At 59.6% G+C, this 22307-nt stretch carries 23 protein-coding genes; 12 read left to right on the forward strand and 11 right to left on the reverse strand.

The window, feature by feature from the left end; all coding sequences use genetic code 11:
* The 4 genes from AAEZ03_RS19765 to AAEZ03_RS19780 form a co-directional block, all read left to right on the forward strand.
* Positions 1-342, forward strand: a 342-nt coding sequence (locus tag AAEZ03_RS19765) for a type II secretion system F family protein (protein WP_502947936.1), incomplete at its 5' end; no start/stop codon positions are given.
* A 1-nt stretch (position 343) separates the two neighbouring features.
* Entirely contained in the window at positions 344-1228 is an 885-nt protein-coding gene (locus AAEZ03_RS19770; protein WP_350580933.1) for a type II secretion system F family protein, read from the forward strand.
* Between the two features lie 14 nt (positions 1229-1242).
* The gene (locus AAEZ03_RS19775; protein ID WP_123751239.1) at positions 1243-1938 is read left to right on the forward strand and encodes a tetratricopeptide repeat protein; all 696 of its coding nucleotides are present in this window, start codon (positions 1243-1245) and stop codon (positions 1936-1938) included.
* Positions 1939-1955: 17 nt separating this feature from the next.
* Positions 1956-2222 (forward strand): DUF3613 domain-containing protein, encoded by a 267-nt coding sequence (locus AAEZ03_RS19780; RefSeq protein WP_123751240.1) that lies wholly within the window; start codon positions 1956-1958, stop codon positions 2220-2222.
* 229 nt (positions 2223-2451) lie between these two features.
* On the opposite strand, the gene AAEZ03_RS19785 is transcribed toward AAEZ03_RS19780, so the two are convergent.
* Together AAEZ03_RS19785 and AAEZ03_RS19790 are read right to left on the reverse strand one after the other, a co-directional pair.
* On the reverse strand, positions 2452-3228 hold the full coding sequence (locus AAEZ03_RS19785; protein ID WP_350580936.1) for a response regulator: 777 nt from the start codon (positions 3226-3228) through the stop codon (positions 2452-2454).
* Positions 3229-3351: 123 nt separating this feature from the next.
* Positions 3352-3825: a prepilin peptidase gene (locus AAEZ03_RS19790; protein ID WP_123751277.1), complete on the reverse strand. Its 474-nt coding sequence runs from the start codon at positions 3823-3825 to the stop codon at positions 3352-3354.
* A 70-nt stretch (positions 3826-3895) separates the two neighbouring features.
* Between AAEZ03_RS19790 and AAEZ03_RS19795 the strand changes: the two genes are divergently transcribed.
* Positions 3896-4336, forward strand: coding sequence for a TadE/TadG family type IV pilus assembly protein (locus AAEZ03_RS19795; RefSeq protein ID WP_278939275.1), 441 nt, complete (start codon positions 3896-3898; stop codon positions 4334-4336).
* Positions 4333-7068 (forward strand): PAS domain-containing sensor histidine kinase, encoded by a 2736-nt coding sequence (locus AAEZ03_RS19800; RefSeq protein ID WP_502947937.1) that lies wholly within the window; start codon positions 4333-4335, stop codon positions 7066-7068. Before AAEZ03_RS19795 ends, AAEZ03_RS19800 begins: the two co-directional genes overlap by 4 nt.
* Here AAEZ03_RS19800 and AAEZ03_RS19805 read toward each other — a convergent pair.
* The 7 genes from AAEZ03_RS19805 to AAEZ03_RS19835 all read right to left on the reverse strand — a co-directional run bounded on the left by AAEZ03_RS19805 (position 7065) and on the right by AAEZ03_RS19835 (position 13865).
* On the reverse strand, positions 7065-9008 hold the full coding sequence (locus AAEZ03_RS19805) for a pilus assembly protein TadG-related protein (RefSeq protein ID WP_350580939.1): 1944 nt from the start codon (positions 9006-9008) through the stop codon (positions 7065-7067). The two genes, AAEZ03_RS19800 and AAEZ03_RS19805, sit on opposite strands and share 4 nt — an antisense overlap.
* 233 nt (positions 9009-9241) lie before the next feature.
* Positions 9242-9841: a DUF4136 domain-containing protein gene (locus tag AAEZ03_RS19810; RefSeq protein ID WP_123751245.1), complete on the reverse strand. Its 600-nt coding sequence runs from the start codon at positions 9839-9841 to the stop codon at positions 9242-9244.
* A gap of 27 nt (positions 9842-9868) precedes the next feature.
* Entirely contained in the window at positions 9869-10483 is a 615-nt protein-coding gene (locus AAEZ03_RS19815) for a DUF4136 domain-containing protein (protein ID WP_048390317.1), read from the reverse strand.
* 21 nt (positions 10484-10504) lie between these two features.
* On the reverse strand, positions 10505-11254 hold the full coding sequence (locus tag AAEZ03_RS19820; protein WP_350580943.1) for a methyltransferase domain-containing protein: 750 nt from the start codon (positions 11252-11254) through the stop codon (positions 10505-10507).
* Positions 11251-11556 carry a nucleotide pyrophosphohydrolase gene (locus AAEZ03_RS19825; RefSeq protein WP_048366476.1) on the reverse strand — a complete coding sequence of 102 codons (306 nt, stop codon included), beginning with the start codon at positions 11554-11556 and terminating at the stop codon, positions 11251-11253. The genes AAEZ03_RS19820 and AAEZ03_RS19825 overlap by 4 nt, the downstream gene beginning before the upstream one ends.
* A 98-nt stretch (positions 11557-11654) precedes the next feature.
* Positions 11655-12509 (reverse strand): MaoC family dehydratase, encoded by an 855-nt coding sequence (locus AAEZ03_RS19830; RefSeq protein WP_350580946.1) that lies wholly within the window; start codon positions 12507-12509, stop codon positions 11655-11657.
* A 3-nt stretch (positions 12510-12512) separates the two neighbouring features.
* Positions 12513-13865 (reverse strand): 3-oxoacyl-ACP reductase, encoded by a 1353-nt coding sequence (locus AAEZ03_RS19835; RefSeq protein WP_123751248.1) that lies wholly within the window; start codon positions 13863-13865, stop codon positions 12513-12515.
* 122 nt (positions 13866-13987) lie between these two features.
* Between AAEZ03_RS19835 and AAEZ03_RS19840 the strand changes: the two genes are divergently transcribed.
* Positions 13988-15265 carry an acetyl-CoA C-acetyltransferase gene (locus AAEZ03_RS19840; protein ID WP_350580949.1) on the forward strand — a complete coding sequence of 426 codons (1278 nt, stop codon included), beginning with the start codon at positions 13988-13990 and terminating at the stop codon, positions 15263-15265.
* Between the two features lie 104 nt (positions 15266-15369).
* On the opposite strand, the gene AAEZ03_RS19845 is transcribed toward AAEZ03_RS19840, so the two are convergent.
* Entirely contained in the window at positions 15370-16398 is a 1029-nt protein-coding gene (locus AAEZ03_RS19845; RefSeq protein WP_350580952.1) for a bile acid:sodium symporter family protein, read from the reverse strand.
* 82 nt (positions 16399-16480) lie between these two features.
* Between AAEZ03_RS19845 and AAEZ03_RS19850 the strand changes: the two genes are divergently transcribed.
* A complete protein-coding gene (locus AAEZ03_RS19850; RefSeq protein ID WP_282364734.1) occupies positions 16481-17272 on the forward strand; it encodes an AraC family transcriptional regulator in 792 nt (263 codons plus the stop codon).
* A gap of 253 nt (positions 17273-17525) precedes the next feature.
* Positions 17526-18419, forward strand: coding sequence for a PA4780 family RIO1-like protein kinase (locus AAEZ03_RS19855; protein ID WP_048366470.1), 894 nt, complete (start codon positions 17526-17528; stop codon positions 18417-18419).
* Positions 18420-18470: 51 nt separating this feature from the next.
* Here AAEZ03_RS19855 and AAEZ03_RS19860 read toward each other — a convergent pair whose 3' ends face one another.
* Positions 18471-19334 carry an MBL fold metallo-hydrolase gene (locus AAEZ03_RS19860; RefSeq protein ID WP_048366469.1) on the reverse strand — a complete coding sequence of 288 codons (864 nt, stop codon included), beginning with the start codon at positions 19332-19334 and terminating at the stop codon, positions 18471-18473.
* Positions 19335-19427: 93 nt separating this feature from the next.
* On the opposite strand from AAEZ03_RS19860, the gene AAEZ03_RS19865 reads away from it, so the two are divergent.
* The 3 genes from AAEZ03_RS19865 (at position 19428) to AAEZ03_RS19875 (ending at position 22201) form a co-directional block, all read left to right on the forward strand.
* The gene (locus AAEZ03_RS19865; protein WP_048366468.1) at positions 19428-19757 is read left to right on the forward strand and encodes an ArsR/SmtB family transcription factor; all 330 of its coding nucleotides are present in this window, start codon (positions 19428-19430) and stop codon (positions 19755-19757) included.
* A 69-nt stretch (positions 19758-19826) separates the two neighbouring features.
* Entirely contained in the window at positions 19827-21392 is a 1566-nt protein-coding gene (locus tag AAEZ03_RS19870; protein ID WP_350580958.1) for a bifunctional protein tyrosine phosphatase family protein/NAD(P)/FAD-dependent oxidoreductase, read from the forward strand.
* Positions 21393-21400: 8 nt separating this feature from the next.
* Positions 21401-22201 carry a sulfite exporter TauE/SafE family protein gene (locus AAEZ03_RS19875; RefSeq protein ID WP_282364732.1) on the forward strand — a complete coding sequence of 267 codons (801 nt, stop codon included), beginning with the start codon at positions 21401-21403 and terminating at the stop codon, positions 22199-22201.
* Positions 22202-22307: the final 106 nt, after the last annotated feature.

Here is a 22307-nt window from a genome sequence, read left to right on the forward strand (position 1 = left end):
CAACAAGTTTTGCGGCGATGGTCTCATTGGCCTGCGCTATGCGGTGCTTGCGACAATACTTTACGTACAGAGCCTAGCGAACTGCTGGAAAACCTCATCGTGTTGATTCGTGAGCGTGAATCAGGGGCGCGCAAGCTCAAGGCCATGACCGGCGAAACGCGGGTTACGGCGCTGGTGCTGGCGCTGTTGCCGCTGTTGGTGGGCGGCTATTTCATGGTCACCAACCCGACCTTTCTGGTGAACATGTGGCACGACGCGAGTGGTCAACATTTGCTGATTGCCGCGTTTGGCTTGCAAGCCATTGGCTGTTTTGCCTTGTGGCGCATGGTACGGAGCGTATGACATGGCCTTGCTGATTTGCGCAGTGTTGCTGTTGGCAGGCCTCGGGGTCTTGATCCATAGCGCGGTTCAGCAGCGCTTGCGCCAACAACGGGTGGTGCAACGCCTGGAAGGCGAAAAGACCGGGCCGGGGAAAATCAGCCTGTGGATGCGCGCACTGGGCAGCAGCAAGTTTGGCCAGCGCTCGGTGTCCATGGACAACGAAACCCAAGTGTTGCTGAGCCGCGTGGGCTGGCGCACGGCAAGCCAGCGTTCGCTGTTTGCGGCGTTCCAGGTCGGTACGCCGGTGGCCGTGGCCGGGCTGGCGTTTCTGGGGCATGAACTGTTTTACCCGGGTTCCGGCTATTTGATGATCGTGCTGCTGTTTGCATTGGCGCTGGGGTATCTGATCCCCAAACGCATGCTTGCCCACGTCGCTAAAAAGCGTCAAGAAGCGGCGGCAGTTGAGGTGTCGACGTTTATCCCGCTGCTGCGCATTTTGTTCGAGTCGGGCATGGCCGTTGAGCAAGCGCTGCGCGTGTTGAGCACCGAGGCGCGGCAACTGTTGCCGGTGCTCACAGGCGAGCTGCGACTGGTGCTGGCTCGCGTGGACTCGGGTCTGGAGTTGAGCCAGGAATTGGACAAGGCGGCCAGTTTGCTGGCGGTGGATGAGTTTGACGACACCTGCGTGATTCTCAAGCAATTGCTGCAGCAGGGCGGTGGCGCGATGAAATCGTTGCAGTCACTGAAAAGCCTGCTGGATGACCGACGTCTCACCCGCATGGAGGAATATATCTCAAAAATGTCCGCCAAGATGTCGGTGGTGATGATGATGTTTCTGTTTCCGGCGTTGCTGATTGTGTTGGGCGGGCCGAGTTTTATTGCTATCGCACGGGCCTTTGGCTCTTGAACAGGAGTATGAGCATGAAAGCAGTCATGGCCGTGTGTGCGCTGTTGATGCTGGGAGGATGCGCCACCGGGGGGCAAAGCAACCCGCCGTGGGCCGCCTTTAGCGGTGGCAGTTGCGGCAAGTTGAGCGACGATCAGGAACTGTCGATGAACCTGGCCGACGACATGGCCAAGGAGGGCAAGCTGCACGCCAGCCTGGCCAACCTGCAAAACCTGCCGGAGGGCTTCGCCCAAGTGCAACTGCGCAAGGCGCGGATCTATCGCCAGTTGGGCCGCCCTGAAGCCGGGCCGTTGTACCGCGGGCTGCTCGGCACTTGCTTGAGCGCCGAAGGTGATCATGGCCTGGGCCAGTTGGCGGCAGCGCGAGGCGATAACACGCTGGCGGCGTCCTACCTTGAGCGCGCAGCGCAAGCGGCGCCCACGGACGAAAAAATCCGCAATGACCTGGGCGTGGTGTACCTCAACCAACTGCGCACAGACGAAGCGCGTTTTGAGTTTTTGACGGCGCTGGAGCTTAAACAGTCGGATCAATTGGCGGCGTTGAATCTGGTCACCTTGCTCATCTATCAGGACCAATGGAGCCAGGCGGCGGAGCTGGCCAGCCGCGCCGAATTGACCCCTGAACAAGTGAGTGACGCACAAGCCAGGGCCCAGGCCTTGAAAACCCAGGCTGCCAAACCGGCGAGTCATCAGGTGGCTGCAATCAAATAAAGCGTTGGAGGTTTGCCATGAAATGTTCGGTTCGTTTGGCCGTGTTGTTGGGCATGATGCCGCTGAGTGTGCTGGCGATTGAGCCGGGGCCGGCGTCCCAGTACCAGCAGGAAACCGAGCGCTGGTTGCAGCTGCAAGTCAGCGGTCAGGCCCAGTCCAAGGAACGCCAGGTGGCAACCCCGGCCGAGCGCGAACGCAGCCTGCAACGCTGGCTGGACAGCTACACCCACCCCATCCCTGAGTACTACAAACAAGACGAAGGCGGTAAGGCCAAGCAGCAATAAGGCGCTGTAGCCGCTGACGAGGAACGAAGGCTGCGATGCGGGCCTCAGGACCGTCGTGTGGGGTCGCTGCGCAACCCATCGCAGCCTCATGCTTCGGCAGCGACTACAGGTCCAAGCTGCTTTTGTGCTGACGAGGAACGAAGGCTGCGATGCGGGTCCAGGACCGCCGTGTGGGGGCGCTTTGCAACCCATCGCAGCCTCGTTCCTCGTCAGCGACTACAGGCTGTGGTCAGTGCGCCGTTTGCCGATGCTGTTGGGCGGATGCACTGGGGGAGAGGGCGAGCGCCAACTGGGTGCGGTTGTTCATGTGGGTCAGTCGCAGCACCTGGGACACGTAGAGCTTGACCGTGTTTTCGGTGATGCCCAAATCGCAGGCAATCTGGTAGTTGGTCTGCCCTTTGCCCACCAGTTTGGCCACGTCCAGCTGGCGCGGTGACAACTGCTTGAAAATCGGTGGCAGGTCACTCAAGGCTTCGTCGTCCGCAGCCACAGTGCTCTTGAACGGCGGTGGATGGCGGACCGTTTCCATGTCGTGATAAAGGTCGTCGATAGACTCAGCCAAATACTGCAGCTTCTCGTTCAAATGCCCCAGATGCTCGTTCTTTTGCCGTTCGCGCAAGACGGCTTCCTGACGCTGAATGCCCTCAAGCAATTCCGCAAGGTCAACCGGCTTGGGGTAGTAATCGGCAATGCCGATGCGCAAGGCTTTGATCACGTCCTGTTTGTCAGAATGGCCGGTCAACAGGATGCTTTCAAACAGGCGGTGTTTTCCGGCAATTTTCTGCAGATGCTGCGTCAATTCGATGCCGTTCATGTCGGGCATGTGCAGGTCACACAGCACCAGACTTATCTCGGAATCCGCGACAAACGCCTCCACGGCTTCACGGCTTGATTCGCAAGGCACGCAACGGTAACCGCTGCTTTCCAGGAACTCACTGAGTTCTTCGACAATCAACGGCTGATCGTCGACCACTAACACTTTTATTTTTGAGGTGAGCTTGTTCACGCGCTACTCCATGCCTGGCAAGCCAATTTAAGACGTCCTGTACCACTCGCGTGAATGGCGAGGGGTTCAGGAAACATAGACGTAGTTTCCTACGCTGTACATGTAATAAATCCTTCGTTTTGATTAGGTTAGACACAAAACGGACAAGCTGAAGCCGCATAAAAGAAAGGGTGCGAAGGGCAGTTTTTTTGACGCGCCTTTGATGTTTTCGCCGGGGGGATGGGTAAGGCGTTGATTCAATAGAGGGAGCACTTTTGGCGCGAGCCAAAACCACAGCCCTGCGCTAAGACCTGCGCCAATAAACGTGCCCAGCAGTATCGGACGATCGGTTGCCAGTGCGAGTGCCATCAACAGTTTTACATCGCCAGCGCCCAGTTTGTTCAGGGCGTAGCCGGGCAAGGTCAGGACCAGGGCAATCAACAGGGCCCAGCCGCCTTCAGCCGCGCTGGCGCCCAGCCAGGTGGTGCCGGTCCAGAGCAGATACACCAACGCCAGGCCTGCGGCGCCAAACGTCAGGGTGTTGGCGATGTGACGTTGGTAAAGGTCTTGGGCAGCGCAGGCGGCAAACCAAATGAATAAAACCGCTAAATGGATCACGTATTCCCGTCCCTTTTCTTCGAATGATTCTATGCTGATATCACGGTGAATTGTCAGGGTAGACGCAGTCATGAAAGTTGACCTTCCCCACTCACAAAAAGGCGCGGCGGCGATTGAGTTCGCCCTGGTTTTTGTGATCTTTTTCTCAGTTCTGTATGGCGTGCTCAGCTACAGCTTCCCGTTGCTGTTGATGCAATCTTTTAACCAGTCGACGGCCGAGGCGGTGCGCCGCAGCATGGCGGTGGACCCGACGTTGGCAACGGCAGATTACAAGGCCAAGGTCGAATCGGTGGCCAAGGGCGTGCTGGACCAGCAACTGGGCTGGATGCCGATCATGATGACCACCAATATCAGTAAAACGGCGGTGTATAACGCGGGGGTACTGACCGTGACCGTTAGCCTCCCGGCCGCCACGCTCAGCAATATCCTGCCGGTGCTGAAACTGCCGGGCGGCATCACCGTGCCGAGCTTGCCGGACACTTTGTCGGCCCAGTCGAGCCTGCAGTTTTGAACCTGGGTGGCAAGCCGTCTGGGCGCTTCTCGGGCCGCGCTCAAGACCCTCTGCCGGAACACCGTGCTGCGCAACCCGGCAAGGACACGGCCTTGCACCTGTTGCTCGATCATCAGGGGCGAGTGCTGGAGGTGCACGGCGCGCAGCGTTTCGGTGTGCAGCCTGTCAGCGGCGCTGACGCTACGCGTTTATTGCTCGATTATTTGGTGCCTGGCAGCACTCAGGCCCTTGAAGGGACTCCGGCCGATTGGTTGGGGCACAGCCTAGATCTGGACTTCCAATGCGCTGATGGTTCTGTGCTGCACACCCGCGGTTGGGTTCAGCCACACGCTGACGGCTGGCTGTTGCAGTTGCTGGACATCAGCGACCTGCGGCGCGAAGGGCTGCAAGCCCACAACCGTGAGCTTTGCATGCAACTGAGCTTGAGCCTGGCCAGACAATTACGCTTATGCAGCATGGCGCGTTTGCCGCAGGTGACACAGGAGTCGTTGCAACGTATTGGCGAGCAATGGCAAGTGCCTTGCATCGCCTTGGCGCTGCGTGAAGAAGGGCTGCCGGACTGGAGCCTCTTTAGCGTTTATCAGGCGCCCGGCGCAGCGCACCTGTGGGAGACCGGGCAAAGCCTGGGCAGTGCGCTGGACAGTCTCAGTGGTACGCGTCATTCAGGCCTGGCCGCTGCCAACGAGCAACCGTTTCAATTCAGTAACCTGCTGGGCGCGACCGATGGCTTGTGCATGCCTTATCACGATCAGCGCGGGCTCAGTGCCTGGCTGTTGTTGGGGTTTTCTACGCGCCCTGCGCTGATGAGAGAGAGCGATTGGTCGCACGTGTGCGCCGCCTTGGCCGGGCCTTTGCTGGAGCGCTTGCGCGAGCAGCAACAGGCCGAGCACCGCGAGCGGGTGCAGGCGCTGGAAGGTTTGTTGGGCACGGGTTGGTGGGAGTGGTCGACGGCCAACGAGCAGGTGCAGTTGGCCCCGCAATTGGCCCAAAGCCTGTCGGCCCCCCACACGCCCTTAACCTGCAAAGCCTGGCTGGCGCTGTTTCATCCGGCCGATCGCGATGAGCTCAGTATTCGTTTTGATGAACTGATTGAGCACGGCAAGGACCTGATGGTGGTTGCGCGTCTGGACCTGCCGCAGAACGCGGGGCCGACCCCGTGGTATCGGATTCAGGGGCAAGCGGTCGGCACGGGCAGCCAGCGGCGTATCGTCGGTTTTATGCTGGATGTCAGCGAAATCAAACGTCAGCAACTGCAAGCGACGGCCGCCCATGCGCGGCTGGACAACCTGATCGCCAGTTCCCCGGCGGTGATTTATGTGCAGCGCTATGAGAAAGGAGCGTTAGTGCCCGCCTTTTTTAGCGCCAGCCTGCAACCGTTACTGGGTTGGACGTTGGCCGAGAGCCAGGGGGCCGGGCTGATCGAGTGGATTCACCCTGACGATCGCGAGCAATACTTTGACCGCACCCGCCAACTGCTGCGCTTTGGCAGCGCCCGGCGTCGGTATCGCCTGCGCGATAGCAAGGGCAACTACCACTGGTTGCTGGACGAAGCCAAATTATTGCGCGATGACCTTGGGCTGCCGATCGAGGCGGTGGGGTTGTGGCTGGATGTGACCGAAGCCACCGAGACCACTGAACGGGTCAAGCGCAGTGAAGAGCGTTATCGGGTGCTGGTCGAAGACTCGCCCGCGATGATTTGTCGTTATCTGCCAGACCTGACCCTGACCTTTGGCAACCAGCCGCTGGCGGCGTACCTGGAGTGCACTCCGCAGGCATTGCCGGGGGTGAATCTGGGCAGTTGGTTGTCGACCGAACAGCGCGCGGAGTTTATGCAGCGCATTGCCCAGTTAACCCCGCAAAACCCGGTGAGTACCGCAGAAATCAGCTTGCAACTGCCGGGGCATGAGTATGCCTGGTGGGTGTGGTCGGACCGGGGTGTGTTTGATGCCCAGGGCCAGTTGCTCGAAGTGCAGGCCGTGGGCCGGGACAACACTGATGTGCGTCGCTCGCAACAGCAAATGACCCAAAGCGCCAAAATGGCCACCTTGGGTGAAATGGCCACGGGCCTTGCTCACGAAATCAATCAGCCATTGAACGTCATGCGCATGGCCATCGCCAACATGCTCAAGCGCGTGAGCAACGGCGATGTGGAGCACGACTACCTGCAAGACAAACTCACCCGCATCGATGCCCAGATCCAGCGGGCAGCGCGGGTGGTCGACCACATGCGCGTGTTCGGCCGACGTTCAGAGGTTGAGCAACAAGCCTTCAACCCGGCGCAAGCGCTGGAAGGCGCCCTGGCCTTGCTGTGCGAAGGCTTGCGCGGCAAAGGCATTGAGCTGCGCACAGAGTGTTTGAGCGATGCGTTGCAGGTGCGCGGCCACGTCGACCAATTGGAACAAGTGTTGATCAACCTGTTGATCAACGCCCGCGATGCACTGATGAGCAAGCGCGAAACCGACCCGGACTTCACCCCCAGGATCGCCTTGACCGCTGGCGCGAGTGACAGCGGTGTGTGTGTGACGGTGGAAGACAATGCAGGCGGCATCGACCCGCGCCTGCTGGAACGGATCTTCGAACCCTTCTTCACCACCAAAGCGGTCGGCCTGGGCACTGGGCTGGGGTTGTCCGTGAGCTACGGGATTATCGACAACATGGGCGGTCGCTTAAGCGTCAGCAACACCGGGCACGGAGCCCGGTTTTGTGTGGAATTGCCGGTGGTTGAAGGTTAGAGCACGAGTTGGGCGGGGCCACCCTGGCCGCAGGAGAGGTTAGCGTCGACTTCGGTGGCCATCAGGTTAACGCCCAACAGTGACAGCAGGTTGTTGAGTAGTGGGTCGAGTAGAGGACTTAAAACTCCAGTAATGAGTCCGGATGCGAGGTTTACAATCGCCAGAAGCGTTGCATTAACAGTATTCGTTAACCCCGTCGCGAGTGCGCTCAAAATGCCTGTGCCGTCTACAGGGGCATAAAGTTTGATCGGTACATTGCTGATAGTACTTCTTAGGCTATCTACGATATTCGTAGTGGGGCTGGCAGATTTAGCCATCGGAGGTTGTTTAAGGTTAGGTGGAACCGAGTTTGTGGCAGCCGAATAAATTAAGGTGCTGGGCGTTTTAGCAATGGGCAGTGTGGCCATGAGTGCAATCCCGCCACCCCCATAGTCTTTGTAGACACACCCCAAGAGACCGCAGTTTTTACTGATGATATTTACGATGGGCAAAGGGGTGACAGTTACCGGATTTGAAGAAGAAAATGCTTTGCTGGCATCGATGCTTCCGATATTCAGGTTGGCTAATACGGTATTGGCCTGGACCGTCAGACTTTTGCTGCCAGAGGTCCCGGAAGGGCAGGTATACCCGGTCACCAAAGCATCTGCTCCACCGCTATCCAAGTTGATGCTGAGAATCAATGGAGGAGGCAATATCTTAATGTCGAATGTGGTTCCGCACAGTCCCAACCCGCAGATCAGTCCTTGAAGAAGGCCGGTAATACCTGAAAGCAGGTCTGTGACTAAATTCAAAAGCGCACTGACAGTATTGAGAATGGGGAGCTCGATGGTAATCAGAGATCTCACTTGCGCTGTACGGACATAAATTCTATCCGTGGCCGGGTTACCGATAGCTGAGAACTGGGGTGGCTCAATCACCTTGACGGTAGTCGTCACTTTTGCAAGGCCAAGAACGTTGATGGGAAGGCTAACAGCCACTGCGTTATTTTTATTGGCAATTTGAATGGCAGCCTGAATAAGAGAGAACAAATTCAAGTCTGTATCCAAACCCGCAGATGATGTGCCTGTTTGTAGTTTTAGCAGGTCTCCAACTTTTAAGGGTGTGTTGTTGATGGCGGCTACTTGCAGATTGGCTAACGCCGTCTGAACATCAAGTGTTGCGCCGTTAAGTGTGGCAACGGATGCTGCTGCTTTTATGAGTTGGGTGACAGTAACGTTTGTATTAAGCAGGGTTGTGTAATCGCCTGCGTTGACACCCAAGTTAATTGCCAGTTGATTCAAATATTGCAGCAAGTTTATGTTGGCTTTGGCTAAACCATCCCAGCCAACTGCCGAGATGGAAACATTTCCACCCAACAAGCCTGAGAATAGATTATTGAGCAGTGGAGACTGCGAGGTATTTACCGTGGCCAAGGTGGTGCGAATACTGATTTGTGCCAACGTTGGTCCCGGCCTACTCCCCACCGCACTCGCCGTCAACTTCGTGGTCGTCGACAACGTCCCCTTGCTCACCAAATCCCACACACCGCCGGCAATGCTGGTAGGGATTGTGTTGGTGGCAATCACGCGGATAGCGTCGCTTTTGCTGGGATCGAGCTGGAAGGTGCGCAGTTGGTTGACGGTGACCAGGGTGCCGCAGGTGGCATTCAGGGTTTGTTGCGTGCCGGCCGGGACGAAGCTGTTGCGGGCGGCGCTTTGGGTGGCGTACAGCGTGGCGGTCGACGGGGTGGCAGCACAACTGCCACCCCGACTGACCGCCTCAAGCACTGCCATGTCCGCAACCCGTTGCAGCTTGCGTTGTTCGAGGTAGAGGCGGCCGCCGTCGACCACCAGCAACATAAAGATCAGCACCATCCCCAGCGTCAGTGCCGCCATTAAACCAATCGCCCCATGTTGTTGGCGGGGGCCGTTGAAATACGCACGACGGAAGGGGGGAGACATTGAGCACTCCTGATACTGGAACACTGTCCAGTGCTTCGCTCTTAAGTGTTAGCGAGTGTAGTCAAGAAGTGATCAGGATGCTGGCCAGTTGCACACTTTATAAGGCCCGAGAGTGCAACTAATGAGAACTGTTGGATGAAAGGTTGTAAAGGGGGAAGAGTAGGGCCAACTCACTGACTAAAGTATTAATACTTCGCAGTTATATACTTTGTTAGTGAGTTGGCTTGATTTAATTAACGCCCTGGTTTGGGTGGGTAATTACTCATGATTTCAGTGACTGCCTTGGAAATCGCCGCGCTACGCTCTGCAGGCGTGGCATCTTCGTCGACGACTTTTTCGGCGTTGCCACGCCAGACCAGTTTGCCGTCTTTGGCGTCAATCAGGTCCACCTGCAAGGTGCCCACTTGGTAGACGATATTGCGGGTTTCGGCGTATGCCGGTGCGCCCCAATAGTTGCCGCCCCAGTAACCACCCCATGGCCCTGCCCAAGGTCCACCCCAAGGGCCGCCGTCATAGCTGTAGTTGGTGACCTGTTCCTGGCGGTTGGCCACGACCATGTAGGTTTGTACCCACAGGTCGGGTTTGGCGCCGGGCGCTGCCTGGGTCAGACCGCGCTGATCCAGCTGGCTGCTCAGGGCCATGACCACACGTTGTGCTGTCAGGCCGTTTTTAACCATCGGGGTATCGGGTAAAAATTGCACGGCCGGGTCTTTCCAGGCCCACGTCTTGAACTGCGCAAAATTGACCGCCGGGTTGTAGTCATGGGTGACCTGCAGGCTGTTGCACGCGCTAAGCAGCAGGGCCAGTCCCAGTAAAGCAATGCGTCCTAACATGGTGAGTCTCCGCTTAAACAAACAGTTTTAATGGGGAGGATAAGCCTGCACTGCCTTGTTCAGTGATTCGCGCAGGGCGTCACTGCGTTCGCTCAGGCTGCCTTTACTACTGGTTTCTGCACTTGAACTCCAGACCGGCTGACCTGTTTTTCCGTCATACAGATTGAGCCGTACAACCATCACTTCGACTTCATAGGTGCGCACAACCGGTACGCTGTTGTACATGCCGTACTGGTTGCCATAGCGACCATAACGGTCGCCGTACATGCCGCCATAACCATAGTCGTCCTGAACCTGGCGCAAGCGTTTTTCTGTGTGTAAATCTGCACTCACCCACAAATCTGCCGGGTGGCCAGGTTGTGCAGGGCGCAATCCGCGTTGGTCGAGGGCATTGCTGACCGCTTCGGCAATTTGTGCGGAGTCTGCCCAGGCCGACCCGGCCGGCAATTGGTTGTTGCGCCAGGCCCAGCTTTGATAGCGGCCGTAGTCCCGTGGCGGCGCCGGGTAGGCGCTCAAGTCCAGGGTGTTGGCCGCTTGCGGCGGAGCAGGCGGGATGGGCATGGAACTGGCGGTATACGGGTTGGGGCTCTGGCACGCAGCCAATCCCAGACTTACAGCGAGCAAGGCAACGCGGCGATACATCATCATCTCCCCATGCGGGTATTAAACCGGGCGGCATACCCAATGCAGATAACGTCCCAGCCCGGCGAAGGCAGGATGGCGACGGTGGGCCAGCTCCATTTCCACCAGCGCTTCAAGGTCGGCGCGGGCTTGAAACTCCACTGGCATATAGTCGTGAAACACCCGCACGCCACTTTGGCTTTGCACCTGCCACAGGCCTTCAAGGGCGCTGGCCAGTTCTCGCGGGTCGAGCGGCTCTTGCGGGGTCAGGCTTTGTTTTTCACCGGCCAGGGTGTTCTTGCGCATTTTGCGGAAGTGGCCTTTGAGCAGGTTGCGGTAGATCAGGGCGTCGCGGTTATAAAACGCCAGCGACAGCCAACCGTCTTTGGCGGTCATTTGGTGCAACACCGGCAGGATCGTGTGGGGCTCGGCCAGCCATTCGAGTACGGCATGGCAGATCACCAGGTCGTAGGGCTCGGTCAGTTGCCCTGGCAGCTCTTGCCACGGAGCCTGAATAAAGGTGCCGGTCTGGCCCGCAGCGGCAAAGCGCTCGCGTGCGCCTTCGAGCATCGGTGCGGCCGGTTCGGCGAGCGTCACATCATGCCCGCGCTCGGCCAGCCACAGCGACATGTGGCCCAGCCCGGCGCCGATATCCAGCACCCGCAACGGACGCGGAGGCAGCGCCTCTTCAAGGTCGGCCTGCAGCACTGCCAGACGAATCGCGCCCTTGGCCCCACCGTAGATTTTTTCAGCAAAACGGGTGGCCAGTTGATCGAAGTGACGGTCACTCATTTGCTAAAACGCCTTTCATTGTCGGCCAGTTTGCTGCGCACCACTTGATCCATGTCCAGCCCCAACTCACTGCATAACAGCAACAGGTACAGCACGATGTCACCCACTTCCTGCCCGGCGTGGGCCAGTTTGTCGGCGGATAATTGGCGTGATTGGTCTTCGCTGAGCCACTGGAAAATTTCAACCAGCTCGGACATTTCGACACTGGCCGCCATGGCCAGATTTTTCGGGCTGTGAAATTGCTTCCAGTCGTTGTTATCGCGGATGCGGTGCATGCGCTGAGTGAGTTCTTCGAGGTTCATCGCGGGTGGGTTCTCCAGAAGGAGCAAAGCTTGCGACTGAATGCAGATTGGTGCAAGTGAAAGGCATGAGCAAAAAGCTCGCTCCTACAGGTCGGGTCTCAGCTGATAGGCCGCCACTGGCCAATCAAATGCAGCAGATCCCCGTGCCCGTTGAGCTGGAAGTCGCCGCTTGAGCCCGCATCGCTGCTCAGCAAGATGACTTCGCTGGGCAATCGCACCGGCTTTTTGAACGCCACGCTGATCTCGACATTGGCCGCCGGCAGGTGCGCGTTGAGGGCTGCCAACGCACGCGCCTTGAGCCACAGGCCGTGGGCGATGGCGCTGGGCAGGCCGAACAGTTTGGCGCTGGCGGCACTGAGGTGGATGGGGTTGTAGTCGCCCGAGACCCTGGCATAGCGGCGACCAATGTTTGACGGCGCATACCAGCGGGTCAGCTCGGTCAAGGCGATGGGGCTAAAGGTCGGGGTTGCTGGCACTTCGCCGGGCAAGTCGACGCCTTTGCACAGCAGTGTGCTTTCGGCTTCCCAGAGTGGCCCGAGCTGGTCGTCGACTTGGGTCACGACGTCAAAGGTGGCGCCCTTGGGGTGTTTTTGCAGGTTGTGCACAAACACGCCGATGCGCAGCCGGGTCACACCGCCCATGGGCCGCAAGACCCGGATCCGGTTGGTCAGGTGTATCAGCCCCAGCAGCGGGAAGGGGAAGTCTTTGTCAGTCAGTAACTGCATTTGCAGGCCGAACGCCAACACATGCGGGTAGGTCGGCGGCAATAACGGGCTGGGCGCAATCGCGCAAACGTCACGAAAGGCCGCCAGCGCCTGGGCGTCAATGTCGACCCAGCAGCGCAAGCCTTGCTCCGGCAGGGTGCTACCGGTGATTTTGCGTTTGGCCGCCGCTTGCGCATACAGCGCGGGCAAGTGCGGCGGGGCGCTGAGGTCGAGCCAATGCACGGTCATGATTCAGGCCCCCAAGGCACTTTGCCCACAGACCCGCAACGCTTGCCCGCTGACGGCCCCCGAGCCCGGCTGGCTGAGCCAGGCCACGGCTTCGGCGACGTCTTGTGGCAGACCGCCCTGGCCCAGTGAACTCATGCGCCGCCCGGCTTCGCGCAGGGCAAACGGAATGTGCGCGGTCATTTGGGTTTCGATAAAGCCCGGCGCAACGGCGTTGATGCTGATGCCGCGCTCGCCCAGCAGCGGCGCCCAAGCCTGGGCCAGGCCAATCAGCCCGGCCTTGCTGGCGGCGTAGTTGGTTTGCCCGCGGTTACCGGCGATACCGCTGATGGACGCGAGCAAAATCACCCGGCCGTTATCGCGCAAGGTGCCGCTGTCCAGCAGGGCTTTGGTCAGCACTTGCGGCGCATTGAGGTTGACCGCGAGCACGGCATCCCAATATTCGGGCGTCATGTTGGCCAGGGTTTTGTCGCGGGTGATGCCGGCGTTGTGCACCACGATGTCGATGCCGTCTGGCAGGTGTTCGACCAATTGCGCGGGGGCGTCTGCGGCGCAAATGTCCAGGGCCAGGCTGCGCCCGCCCAGGCGCGCGGCCAGTGCATCGAGATCGGTTTTGGCTGAAGGCACGTCGAGCAACACCACCTCGGCGCCGTCGCGGGCCAGGGTTTCGGCAATCGACGCGCCAATGCCCCGCGCTGCGCCTGTAACCAAGGCTTTACGCCCGGCCAGTGGCCGCGTCCAGTCCGGCACCTGCGTGGCGCAGGGGCTCAGGCGCAGCACCTGGCCGCTGACAAAGGCACTTTTGGGCGAGAGGAAAAACCGCAGCGCGCCTTCTAGTTGGTCTTCAGCGCCTTCGCCGACATACAGCAGTTGCAAGGTGCCGCCGCTGCGCAGTTCTTTGGCCAATGAGCGGGCAAAGCCTTCAAGGGCGCGTTGGGCGCTGGCGGCAAACGGATCACGCTGGGTTTCGGGGGCGCGGCCGAGGATCACGATGTGCGCACTGGGCGCCAGGCTGCGCAGCAGTGGCTGGAAGAACTCTCGCAATTGTTTGAGCTGGTCGGTGTGCAGCAGTTCGCTGGCATCGAACACCACGGCCTTGAGCTTGGGCCCCTGGCCGGGTATCCACGGGTTGGCCGACCATTCGCCGGGGCCGTAGGCGAATACGGCATCGGTGAGTTTTTGGGCAAAAGCCCCGACCGTCGCGGCCAATGCGCCGCCCCCCAACAACAGTGCACCTTCTACCGGGCGCAGGCGGCCCGCTTGCCAGCGTTCCAGTCGTACCGGTGACGGCAGACCCAATGCACCGACCACGCGGTGGCCGATGGATGAGTTGGCAAAGTCGATATAACGGTCTGACATGGAACACTCTCCGACAGATGGGGTTCAAAGGGTTGACCACAAACACGTCATGGTCGTTCGTTATCAGCGATAAGACCTACGCTTGTAACGATCAATGGCCTTGAAAGAATAGGGAACATCTTATGAGTTTGCGTCGAGTAGCCATTATTGGCGGTAATCGAATTCCATTTGCCCGCGCTAACGGAGCGTACGCGACGGCCAGCAATCAGACGATGTTGACCGCGGCGCTGGAGGGGCTGATTGAGCGCTACAACCTGCACGGGTTGCGCATGGGCGAAGTGGTGGCCGGGGCGGTGCTCAAGGACTCCAGGGACTTCAGCCTGACCCGCGAGTGCGTGCTGGGCTCACGCCTGTCACCACAAACCCCCGCCTATGACCTGCAACAAGCCTGCGGCACCGGCCTGGAAGCGGCGTTGCTGGTGGCCAATAAAATTGCCCTCGGGCAGATTGACTGTGCGATTGCCGGGGGTGTCGACAGCGCCTCGGACGTGCCGATTGGCCTGAATGACGGCCTGCGCAAATGGCTGTTGCAGCTCAACCGCACCAAGGCGCCGCTGGACAAGGTCAAAGCCTTGCTGCAATTGCGCCCGAGCTTTTTGAAACCGGCCTTCCCGCGCAATGGCGAGCCGCGTACCGGCTTGTCCATGGGCCAGCACTGCGAGTTGATGGCGCAAACCTGGCATATCCCCAGGGACGAGCAGGATGCCTTGGCCTTGCACAGCCATCAGGCGTTGTCGGCGGCGTACCACGAGGGCTGGGAAGACGATTTGCTCACCCCGTTTCAGGGGTTGTGCCGCGACAATAACCTGCGCCCCGAGCTGACTCTGGAAAAGCTGGCCGCGCTAAAACCGGTGTTTGAGCGCAGCGCCAAAGGCACCTTGACGGCGGGTAACTCGACGCCACTGACTGATGGCGCCTCGGTGGTGTTGCTGGCGAGTGAAGAGTGGGCCAAGGCGCGGGGGTTGCCGGTGTTGGCTTACCTGCGCGATGGCGAAACGGCTGCGGTGGATTTCGTACATGGGGCCGAAGGTTTACTGATGGCGCCGGTGTATGCGGTCCCACGACTGCTGGCGCGCAATGGCCTGACCTTGCAGGACTTTGATTACTACGAGATTCATGAAGCGTTTGCCGCTCAGGTGCTGTGCACCTTGAAGGCGTGGGAAGACGCCGAATACTGCCGGACAAGGCTGGGGCTGGAGGCGCCGCTGGGGTCCATTGACCGCAGCAAGCTGAACGTCAAAGGCAGTTCGCTGGCCGTAGGGCATCCGTTTGTCGCGACGGGTGGGCGCATCGTCACCAACCTGTCCAAGTTGCTGGCTACGGCCGGGCAGGGCCGAGGGTTGATCTCGATCTGCGCCGCCGGTGGGCAGGGTGTGACAGCGATTCTTGAGCGGGACTGATGTGTGTGGGAGCGGGCTTGCTCGCGATTGTATCGACGCGGGTTAACTCAAAGACCGCGTTGCCTGCATCGCGAGCAAGCCCGCTCCCACAAAAAAGATGAAGCTTAGCTGACGGCCACGGCCGTGGCATTTTGTTCGGCTTTTTCTCGCTGGTTGCGGCTGGCGTAGCTTTCGGCCATCACCGAGCAGACGATCAGTTGCAGCGGGTGGTAGATCATGATCGGCAGCAAGATCAACCCAAGGCCGGGGTTGGCGCCGAAGATCAAGGCCGCCATCGGGGCGCCCGCCGCCAGGGATTTTTTGCTGGCGCAGAACACGGCGGCGATTTCATCGGCGGTGCTGAATTTCAAGGCGCGCGCAGTGCGGGTAGTCAGCCACAGGATGATGGCGAGCAAGATCGCGCTGCCAACCAGAGCGCTGAAGATCACCGAGGTGCCTTGCTGTTGCCACATGCCCGAGACCATCGAGTTACAGAACGCCGCGTACACCAGTAGCAAGATCACCACTTTGTCGCAGATATTGGTGTAGCGCTTGTGGCGGGCGAAAAAGCGTCCGAACAGCGGGCGCACCAGTTGCCCAAGCACCAATGGCAGCAACAGCATGGCGCACAGGTCGAGCAGGGTTGAGCCCAGGTCGATACCGCCCGAGCCACTGCCGACTACAAAACTCACCAGCAATGGCGTGAGAAATATCCCCAGTACGCTCGACAGGCTGGCGTTGAGAATCGCCGCAGGCACGTTGCCGCCCGCGCTGCCGGTGAGGGCCACGGACGAGGAGATGGTCGAAGGCAGGGCGCACAGGTAGAAGAACCCCAGCATCAGCAGCGGCGGAATGTGCGCGCCCAGCAGTGTGTTGGCGACCACCCAGATCAGCGGGAAGACGATAAAGGTGAATCCCTGAACCATGAAGTGCAGGCGGATGTTTTTCAGGCCGTGGCGGATTTGTTCGCTGGACAGGTTGACCCCGTGCAGGAAGAACACCAGGAACACGCCGATGTTGATCACCACTTCCGCGTGCATGCCGCCGCCAGTGCTGCCGAACGTCGGGAAGACGTAGGCGAGTAAAGTCGCCAGTAACATGCCGCACAGAAACCAGTCTGTGAACAAGCGTTTGAGGTGTTTGAACACAGGCATCGTGGGCACCAGAGCATTGTAAGAATTGATGACTTAGCCTAACGTCGGGTTTATCTGACGTCTTGCGACATAAGGCCAACCAATGCCGCCAAACGGACAACGTGGTGCCGAACGCGCCATTCCTGCGCTTAAAACCTTGCCTCGGCCGCTGTACGCGCGCGCCGAGAGTTTGGGGGCGGGCTCGTGGACGCCGCGCCATCGACATGATTGGGTGCAGTTTTCGTATGCCATCAGTGGCGTGCTGGGTGTGCACACCGACGAAGGCAGTTTTTATGCGCCGCCGCAGTGGGGCATCTGGATCCCGGCCGGGCTGGAGCATGAGGTGGTGACCTCGATGCGCGCCGAGATGCGCAGCCTGTACGTGCGCCGTGAGGATTGCCTGTGGGCACCCGAACATTGCCGGGTATTGGAGGTGACACCGCTGGCACGCGAGCTGATCAAACGTTTTTGCGCCTTGCCGGTGGAGTATCCACAAGGCGGCAGCCCTGAAGAACGTTTGGTGCAGGTGTTGCTTGATCAACTGGCGGGCCTGAACCAGGTGGGTTTTTCGCTGCCATTGCCGCGTCATGCGCGGTTGTTGGCGCTGTGCAATGAGCTGATCGAAAACCCTGAGGCTGAAGTGACTCTGAGTGTGTGGGCCGAGCGCTTGGGTACGTCGGAAAAAACCCTGATGCGGTTGTTTGACCGGGAAACCGGCATGAGTTTTCGCAGTTGGCGCCAGCGCATGCGCTTGCTGTCGTCCCTGCGGGTGCTGGAGGAGGGCGGCAGCGTGACCCTGGCGGCGTTGTCGTGTGGTTATGAATCCACGTCGGCCTTTATTGCCGCCTTTAAAAAAATGTTTGGCTTCACGCCCGGCGAGTTATTCCGACAGTGATCGGGCTATTTTCGGAAACGCCCTGCATACATTTTGCTCGGCTCTAGTAGGGTGCGCGCTGAATCAACGGGATTAGTCGATGCCCGATGGTTGGCGCTCGTCTATTATCCAGAGCGGCTAACGTCGGGATTTTTGGCACATGGCGTGCCTACAAGCGACTCTTGCACGGTCCCCCTCTCCCCGTAGTGAGTGGATTGCCGTATAACGAGTGACATTCGCGTGTTTGGTAACAAAGGACCCACAATAAAAGCTGATGAAGACTCCAAAACGCTTAGAACCCCTGATCGAGGACGGTCTGATCGACGAGGTGCTGCGCCCACTCATGAGTGGCAAAGAAGCAGCTGTTTATGTGGTCCGCTGCGGCAAAGAGCTGCGATGCGCCAAGGTTTACAAGGAGGCTAACAAACGAAGTTTCCGGCAGGCCGCTGAATATCAGGAGGGTCGCAAGGTTCGCAACAGCCGTCAGGCCCGAGCGATGGCCAAGGGCTCGAAGTACGGTCGTAAAGAAACCGAAGACGCCTGGCAGAACGCCGAAGTAGCCGCGCTGTTCCGGCTGGCGGGCGCCGGTGTACGAGTGCCCAAGCCGTTCGACTTCCTTGAAGGCGTGCTGCTGATGGAACTGGTGGCCGATGAATACGGCGACGCGGCACCGCGCTTGAATGATGTGGTGCTGGAGCCGGATCAGGCGCGCGAATACCACGCGTACCTGATTTCCCAGATCGTGCTGATGCTCTGCACGGGGCTGGTTCACGGTGACTTGTCTGAGTTCAACGTGTTGCTGACGCCAACCGGCCCGGTGATTATCGACTTGCCTCAGGCGGTGGATGCGGCGGGTAACAACCACGCGTTCAACATGCTGGAGCGTGACGTGGGCAACATGGCTTTGTACTTCGGACGCTTTGCGCCAGAGTTGAAGAAAACCCGCTACGCCAAGGAAATGTGGGCGCTTTACGAAGCGGGCACCCTGCAGCCGACCAGCGTGTTGACCGGCGAGTTTGATGAGCCGGAAGAGTTGGCAGATGTCGGCGGTGTGATCCGCGAGATCGAAGCGGCCCGTCTGGACGAAGAGCGTCGTCAAGCGGTGCGAGCCGCAGATGATGCGCCACCGAGCAAAGCCGAAGAGCCGCCTCCGCCGTGGATGCAGTGATTCGATGATTAAAAAATCCGGCTTCGGCCGGATTTTTTATGCCTGCCATTTTTAAAACCGGTTGAGCGGGATTTTCAGGCTGCGCAGACCGCTTTCATCAGCGGGCGGCAGGTTGCCGGCGCGGATGTTGACCTGGATGGCCGGGATCAACAGGGCCGGTACGCCCAAAGTGGCGTCGCGGGTGGTGCGCATGTCGACAAAGTCGGCCAGCGGCACGCTGTCGTTTACGTGGATGTTGCGTGCCCGCTGCTCGCCCACCGTGGTCGACCACGAGGCTTCGCGCCCGGCGGGCGGGTAGTCATGGCACATCAACAGTCGGGTATCGGCCGGCAAACTCAGCAGGCGCTTGATGGAGTGATACAACTGCTGCGCATCGCCCCCCGGAAAATCGCAACGTGCGGTGCCGACATCCGGCATGAACAGGGTGTCACCGACAAAGATGCTGTGGTCTTCGAGCTGGTAGGCCATGTCGGCTGGCGTATGCCCCGGCACATGGAGCGCGCGCACGTGCAGGCGGCCAATGTGGAACACCTCGTCCGGCTCGAATAAATGGTCGAATTGCGAGCCGTCGAGCCTGAACTCAGGCTCCAGGTTGTAGATATCGCGAAACACGCCCTGGACTTGGGTGATCGCCGAGCCAATGCCGATGTGCCCGCCGAGCTTTTGCTTGAGGTAGGCGCTGGCTGACAAATGATCCGCGTGGGCGTGGGTCTCCAGCAACCACTGCACCTTGAGGCCGTGGGCTTCTACAAACCGGATGATGCTGTCGGCGCTGTCGGTACTGATGCGCCCGGCGGCAGCGTTGTAGTCGAGCACCGGGTCGATGATGGCGCACTCGCTACCGTCTGCTTCGTACACCACGTAGCTCACGGTTGAGGTGTTGGGGTCGTAGAAACCTTGAATGTCGGCGTGCATGAAGGGCCTCACGTGAATCAAAAGATATTTCAATATATTGAAACATATATTATCGAGACGTAGACTGTCGACCATTACGTCACGGAGCTCTCCATGTCTGCCCAACTCACCAGTGAAGAGATCGGCCTTCTGCGCGATTCTGCGTCCAAAGCCTGCACCCTTCTCAAAGCCCTTGCCAATGAAGACCGGCTGCTGTTGCTGTGCCAGCTGACGCAAGGCGAACGCAATGTCGGTGAGCTTGAAGACCTGACCGGGATCCGCCAGCCCACCCTGTCGCAACAGCTCGGTGTGTTGCGCGATGAAGGCATGGTCAACACCCGGCGCATGGGGAAATATATTTACTACTCCCTCGCCAGTTTCGAAGTGGTGTCTGTGATGCAAACGTTGTCGGGTCTGTATTGCGGTCAAGCGCTGAAGAAGTGATGCGGGCCATTGCCTGCGACGTTCACCGCCCCCTTATTCCATTCATTTTTGTTGTGCCTGGAGTGCCCAATGGAGCAAAACATCAAGCGAATCGACGCCACGTTCTCGGTGTCTGGCCAGCTCGCGCCGTCTGACCTCCAAGCCTTGCCCGCGCTGGGTTTTCGCAGTGTGGTGTGCAACCGCCCCGATCATGAAGGCGGCCCCGAGCAACCCGAACACAGCGCCATGCAGCAGGCGGCCGAGGCGTTGGGGCTGCGTTTTGCTTATTTGCCGGTGCAGACCACCGGCGCAACCGCGGAACAGGCGCAACAACTGCGCGAGTTGCTGGCGGAGTTGCCCAAGCCGGTCTTGGCGTTTTGCCGCACGGGCAATCGGTCTTCAAAACTCTATGAGGCCGCGACCCAAGGCGCCCGTGAAGTGCGCCAGTTTGATGTGGTTGTGGTGGGCGGCGGCTCGGCCGGGCTGTCGGTGACGGCAAGTCTGTTGAAGCGCGACGCGTCTTTGCGCATCGCCGTGATCGAGCCCAATACCGAGCACTACTATCAGCCCGCGTGGACCCTCGTGGGCGGCGGTGCCTACGACGTGCGAGACACGGTGCGGCCCACCGGCGAGGTGATGCCCAAAGGGGCGCAGTGGGTGAAGGCGTCGCTGTGTGCGTTTGCGCCGCAGCGCAAGGTGGTGCTGCTCAGTGACGGCACAGAGCTGGGTTATCAGCAGTTGATTGTGTGCCCTGGCTTGCAACTGGCCTGGGAGAAAATCGAAGGCCTGGAAGAAACCCTCGGCAAACATGGCGTAACGTCCAATTACCGGCATGATCTGGCGCCCTACACCTGGGAGCTGGTGCGCTCGCTGCGTGGTGGCAAGGCGCTGTTCACGCAACCGGGGATGCCGATCAAGTGTGCTGGTGCGCCGCAAAAAGCGATGTATCTGTCGTGTGATTACTGGCGCAAGCAGGGCGTGCTGGCGTCGGTTTCGGTGGAGTTCAACCTGGCGGGTGCGGCGTTGTTTGGCGTCCCGACCTTTGTCCCGCCGTTGATGAAATACGTGGAAGCCTACAAGGCGCAATTGGCGTTCCAGTCCAATCTGGTCAAGGTTGACGGCCCGAACAAGACCGCCTGGTTTGATGTGACCGGTGCCGACGGGCAGGTCACGCGGGTCGAAAAGCGCTTCGACATGCTGCATGTCGTGCCGCCGCAACAAGCGCCGGACGTGATCCGTCGCAGCGAGCTGGCCGACAAGGCGGGGTGGTTTGAAACCGACCCGGCCACCTTGCAGCATCCGCGCTACCCCGAGATTTTTGCGGCGGGCGATGTGTGCGGCACCAGCAATGCCAAAACGGCGGCGGCAGCGCGCAAGCAAGTCGTGGTGGTGGCGGACAACCTGATTGCCTTGCGCCAGGGCCGTGCATTGCCCAAGCGTTATGACGGTTATGGCTCGTGCCCGCTGACGGTCGAAAAAGGCAAAGTGATTCTGGCCGAGTTCGGTTATGGCGGAAAACTCCTGCCAACCTTTCCGATGGATCCTACCGTGCCAAGACAGTCAGCCTGGTTCCTGAAGGCAACATTACTGCCCTGGTTCTACTGGCAAGGGATGCTCAAAGGGCGTGAATGGTTTACTGACTGCAAGCCGGACTGAGTTCAACCATGCTGATTATGATCTTGGGCGCGCTGGTGGGCTTGCTGTTGGGGCTGACTGGCGCGGGCGGCGGTATTTTGGCCATTCCGGCGTTGACCCTGGGCGTGGGCTGGACGCTGGTTGAGGCCACGCCCGTTGCGTTATTGGCGGTGGGTGTGGCGGCGTCGGTGGGCGCCATAGACGGGTTGCGCAAAGGCTTGGTGCGCTACAAGGCGGCCGCGCTGATGGCCAGCGCCGGCTGGCTGGCGTCACCGCTGGGGCTGCACTTGGCCAAGTTGCTGCCCGGTGCGGCACTGATGGCCTTGTTTGGTGGCGTGATGGTGTTTGTCTCGGCACGCATGTTTTTGAAAGCCCGGGCGGGCTGCCCGTCTGATGAAGACATGGAGCATAAAAACTGCCAGCTCAACCCGTCTACCGGGCACTTGAAGTGGGACCTGCGCTGTGCCACCACGTTGGCGTCGATCGGGGCCTCGGCGGGGTTGTTGACCGGGTTGCTGGGGGTGGGCGGTGGTTTTTTGATCGTCCCGGCGTTTCGCAAGTTCAGTGATGTGCCAATGCACGGGATTGTCGCCACGTCGCTGATGGTGGTGGCGCTGGTGTCTTTGGGCACCTTGGGGCATCTGGTGTATCAGGGCTTTAGCCTGTCGGAACAGGGCGTGCTGTTTATCAGCGCGACGCTGGCGGGAATGATCATCGGCCGCGTGCTGGCGCCGAAAATCTCGGGCCAGCGGATGCAACAGGGGTTTGCGGTGCTGTGTGCGGTGGTCAGCGTGTTGATGATCGGCAAAGTGTTGATGATGGTGCTGTGAGCCTTCGATCCCTCCCTTTTGTAGCCGCTGACGAGGCACGAAGGCTGCGATCGGCGGCGAAGCCGTCGTAAAAATGCGAGCGCTGCGCACTCGATCGCAGCCTTCG

The organism is Pseudomonas sp. HY2-MNA-CIBAN-0224, assembly GCF_040310285.1.
GTDB lineage: Bacteria > Pseudomonadota > Gammaproteobacteria > Pseudomonadales > Pseudomonadaceae > Aquipseudomonas > Aquipseudomonas helleri.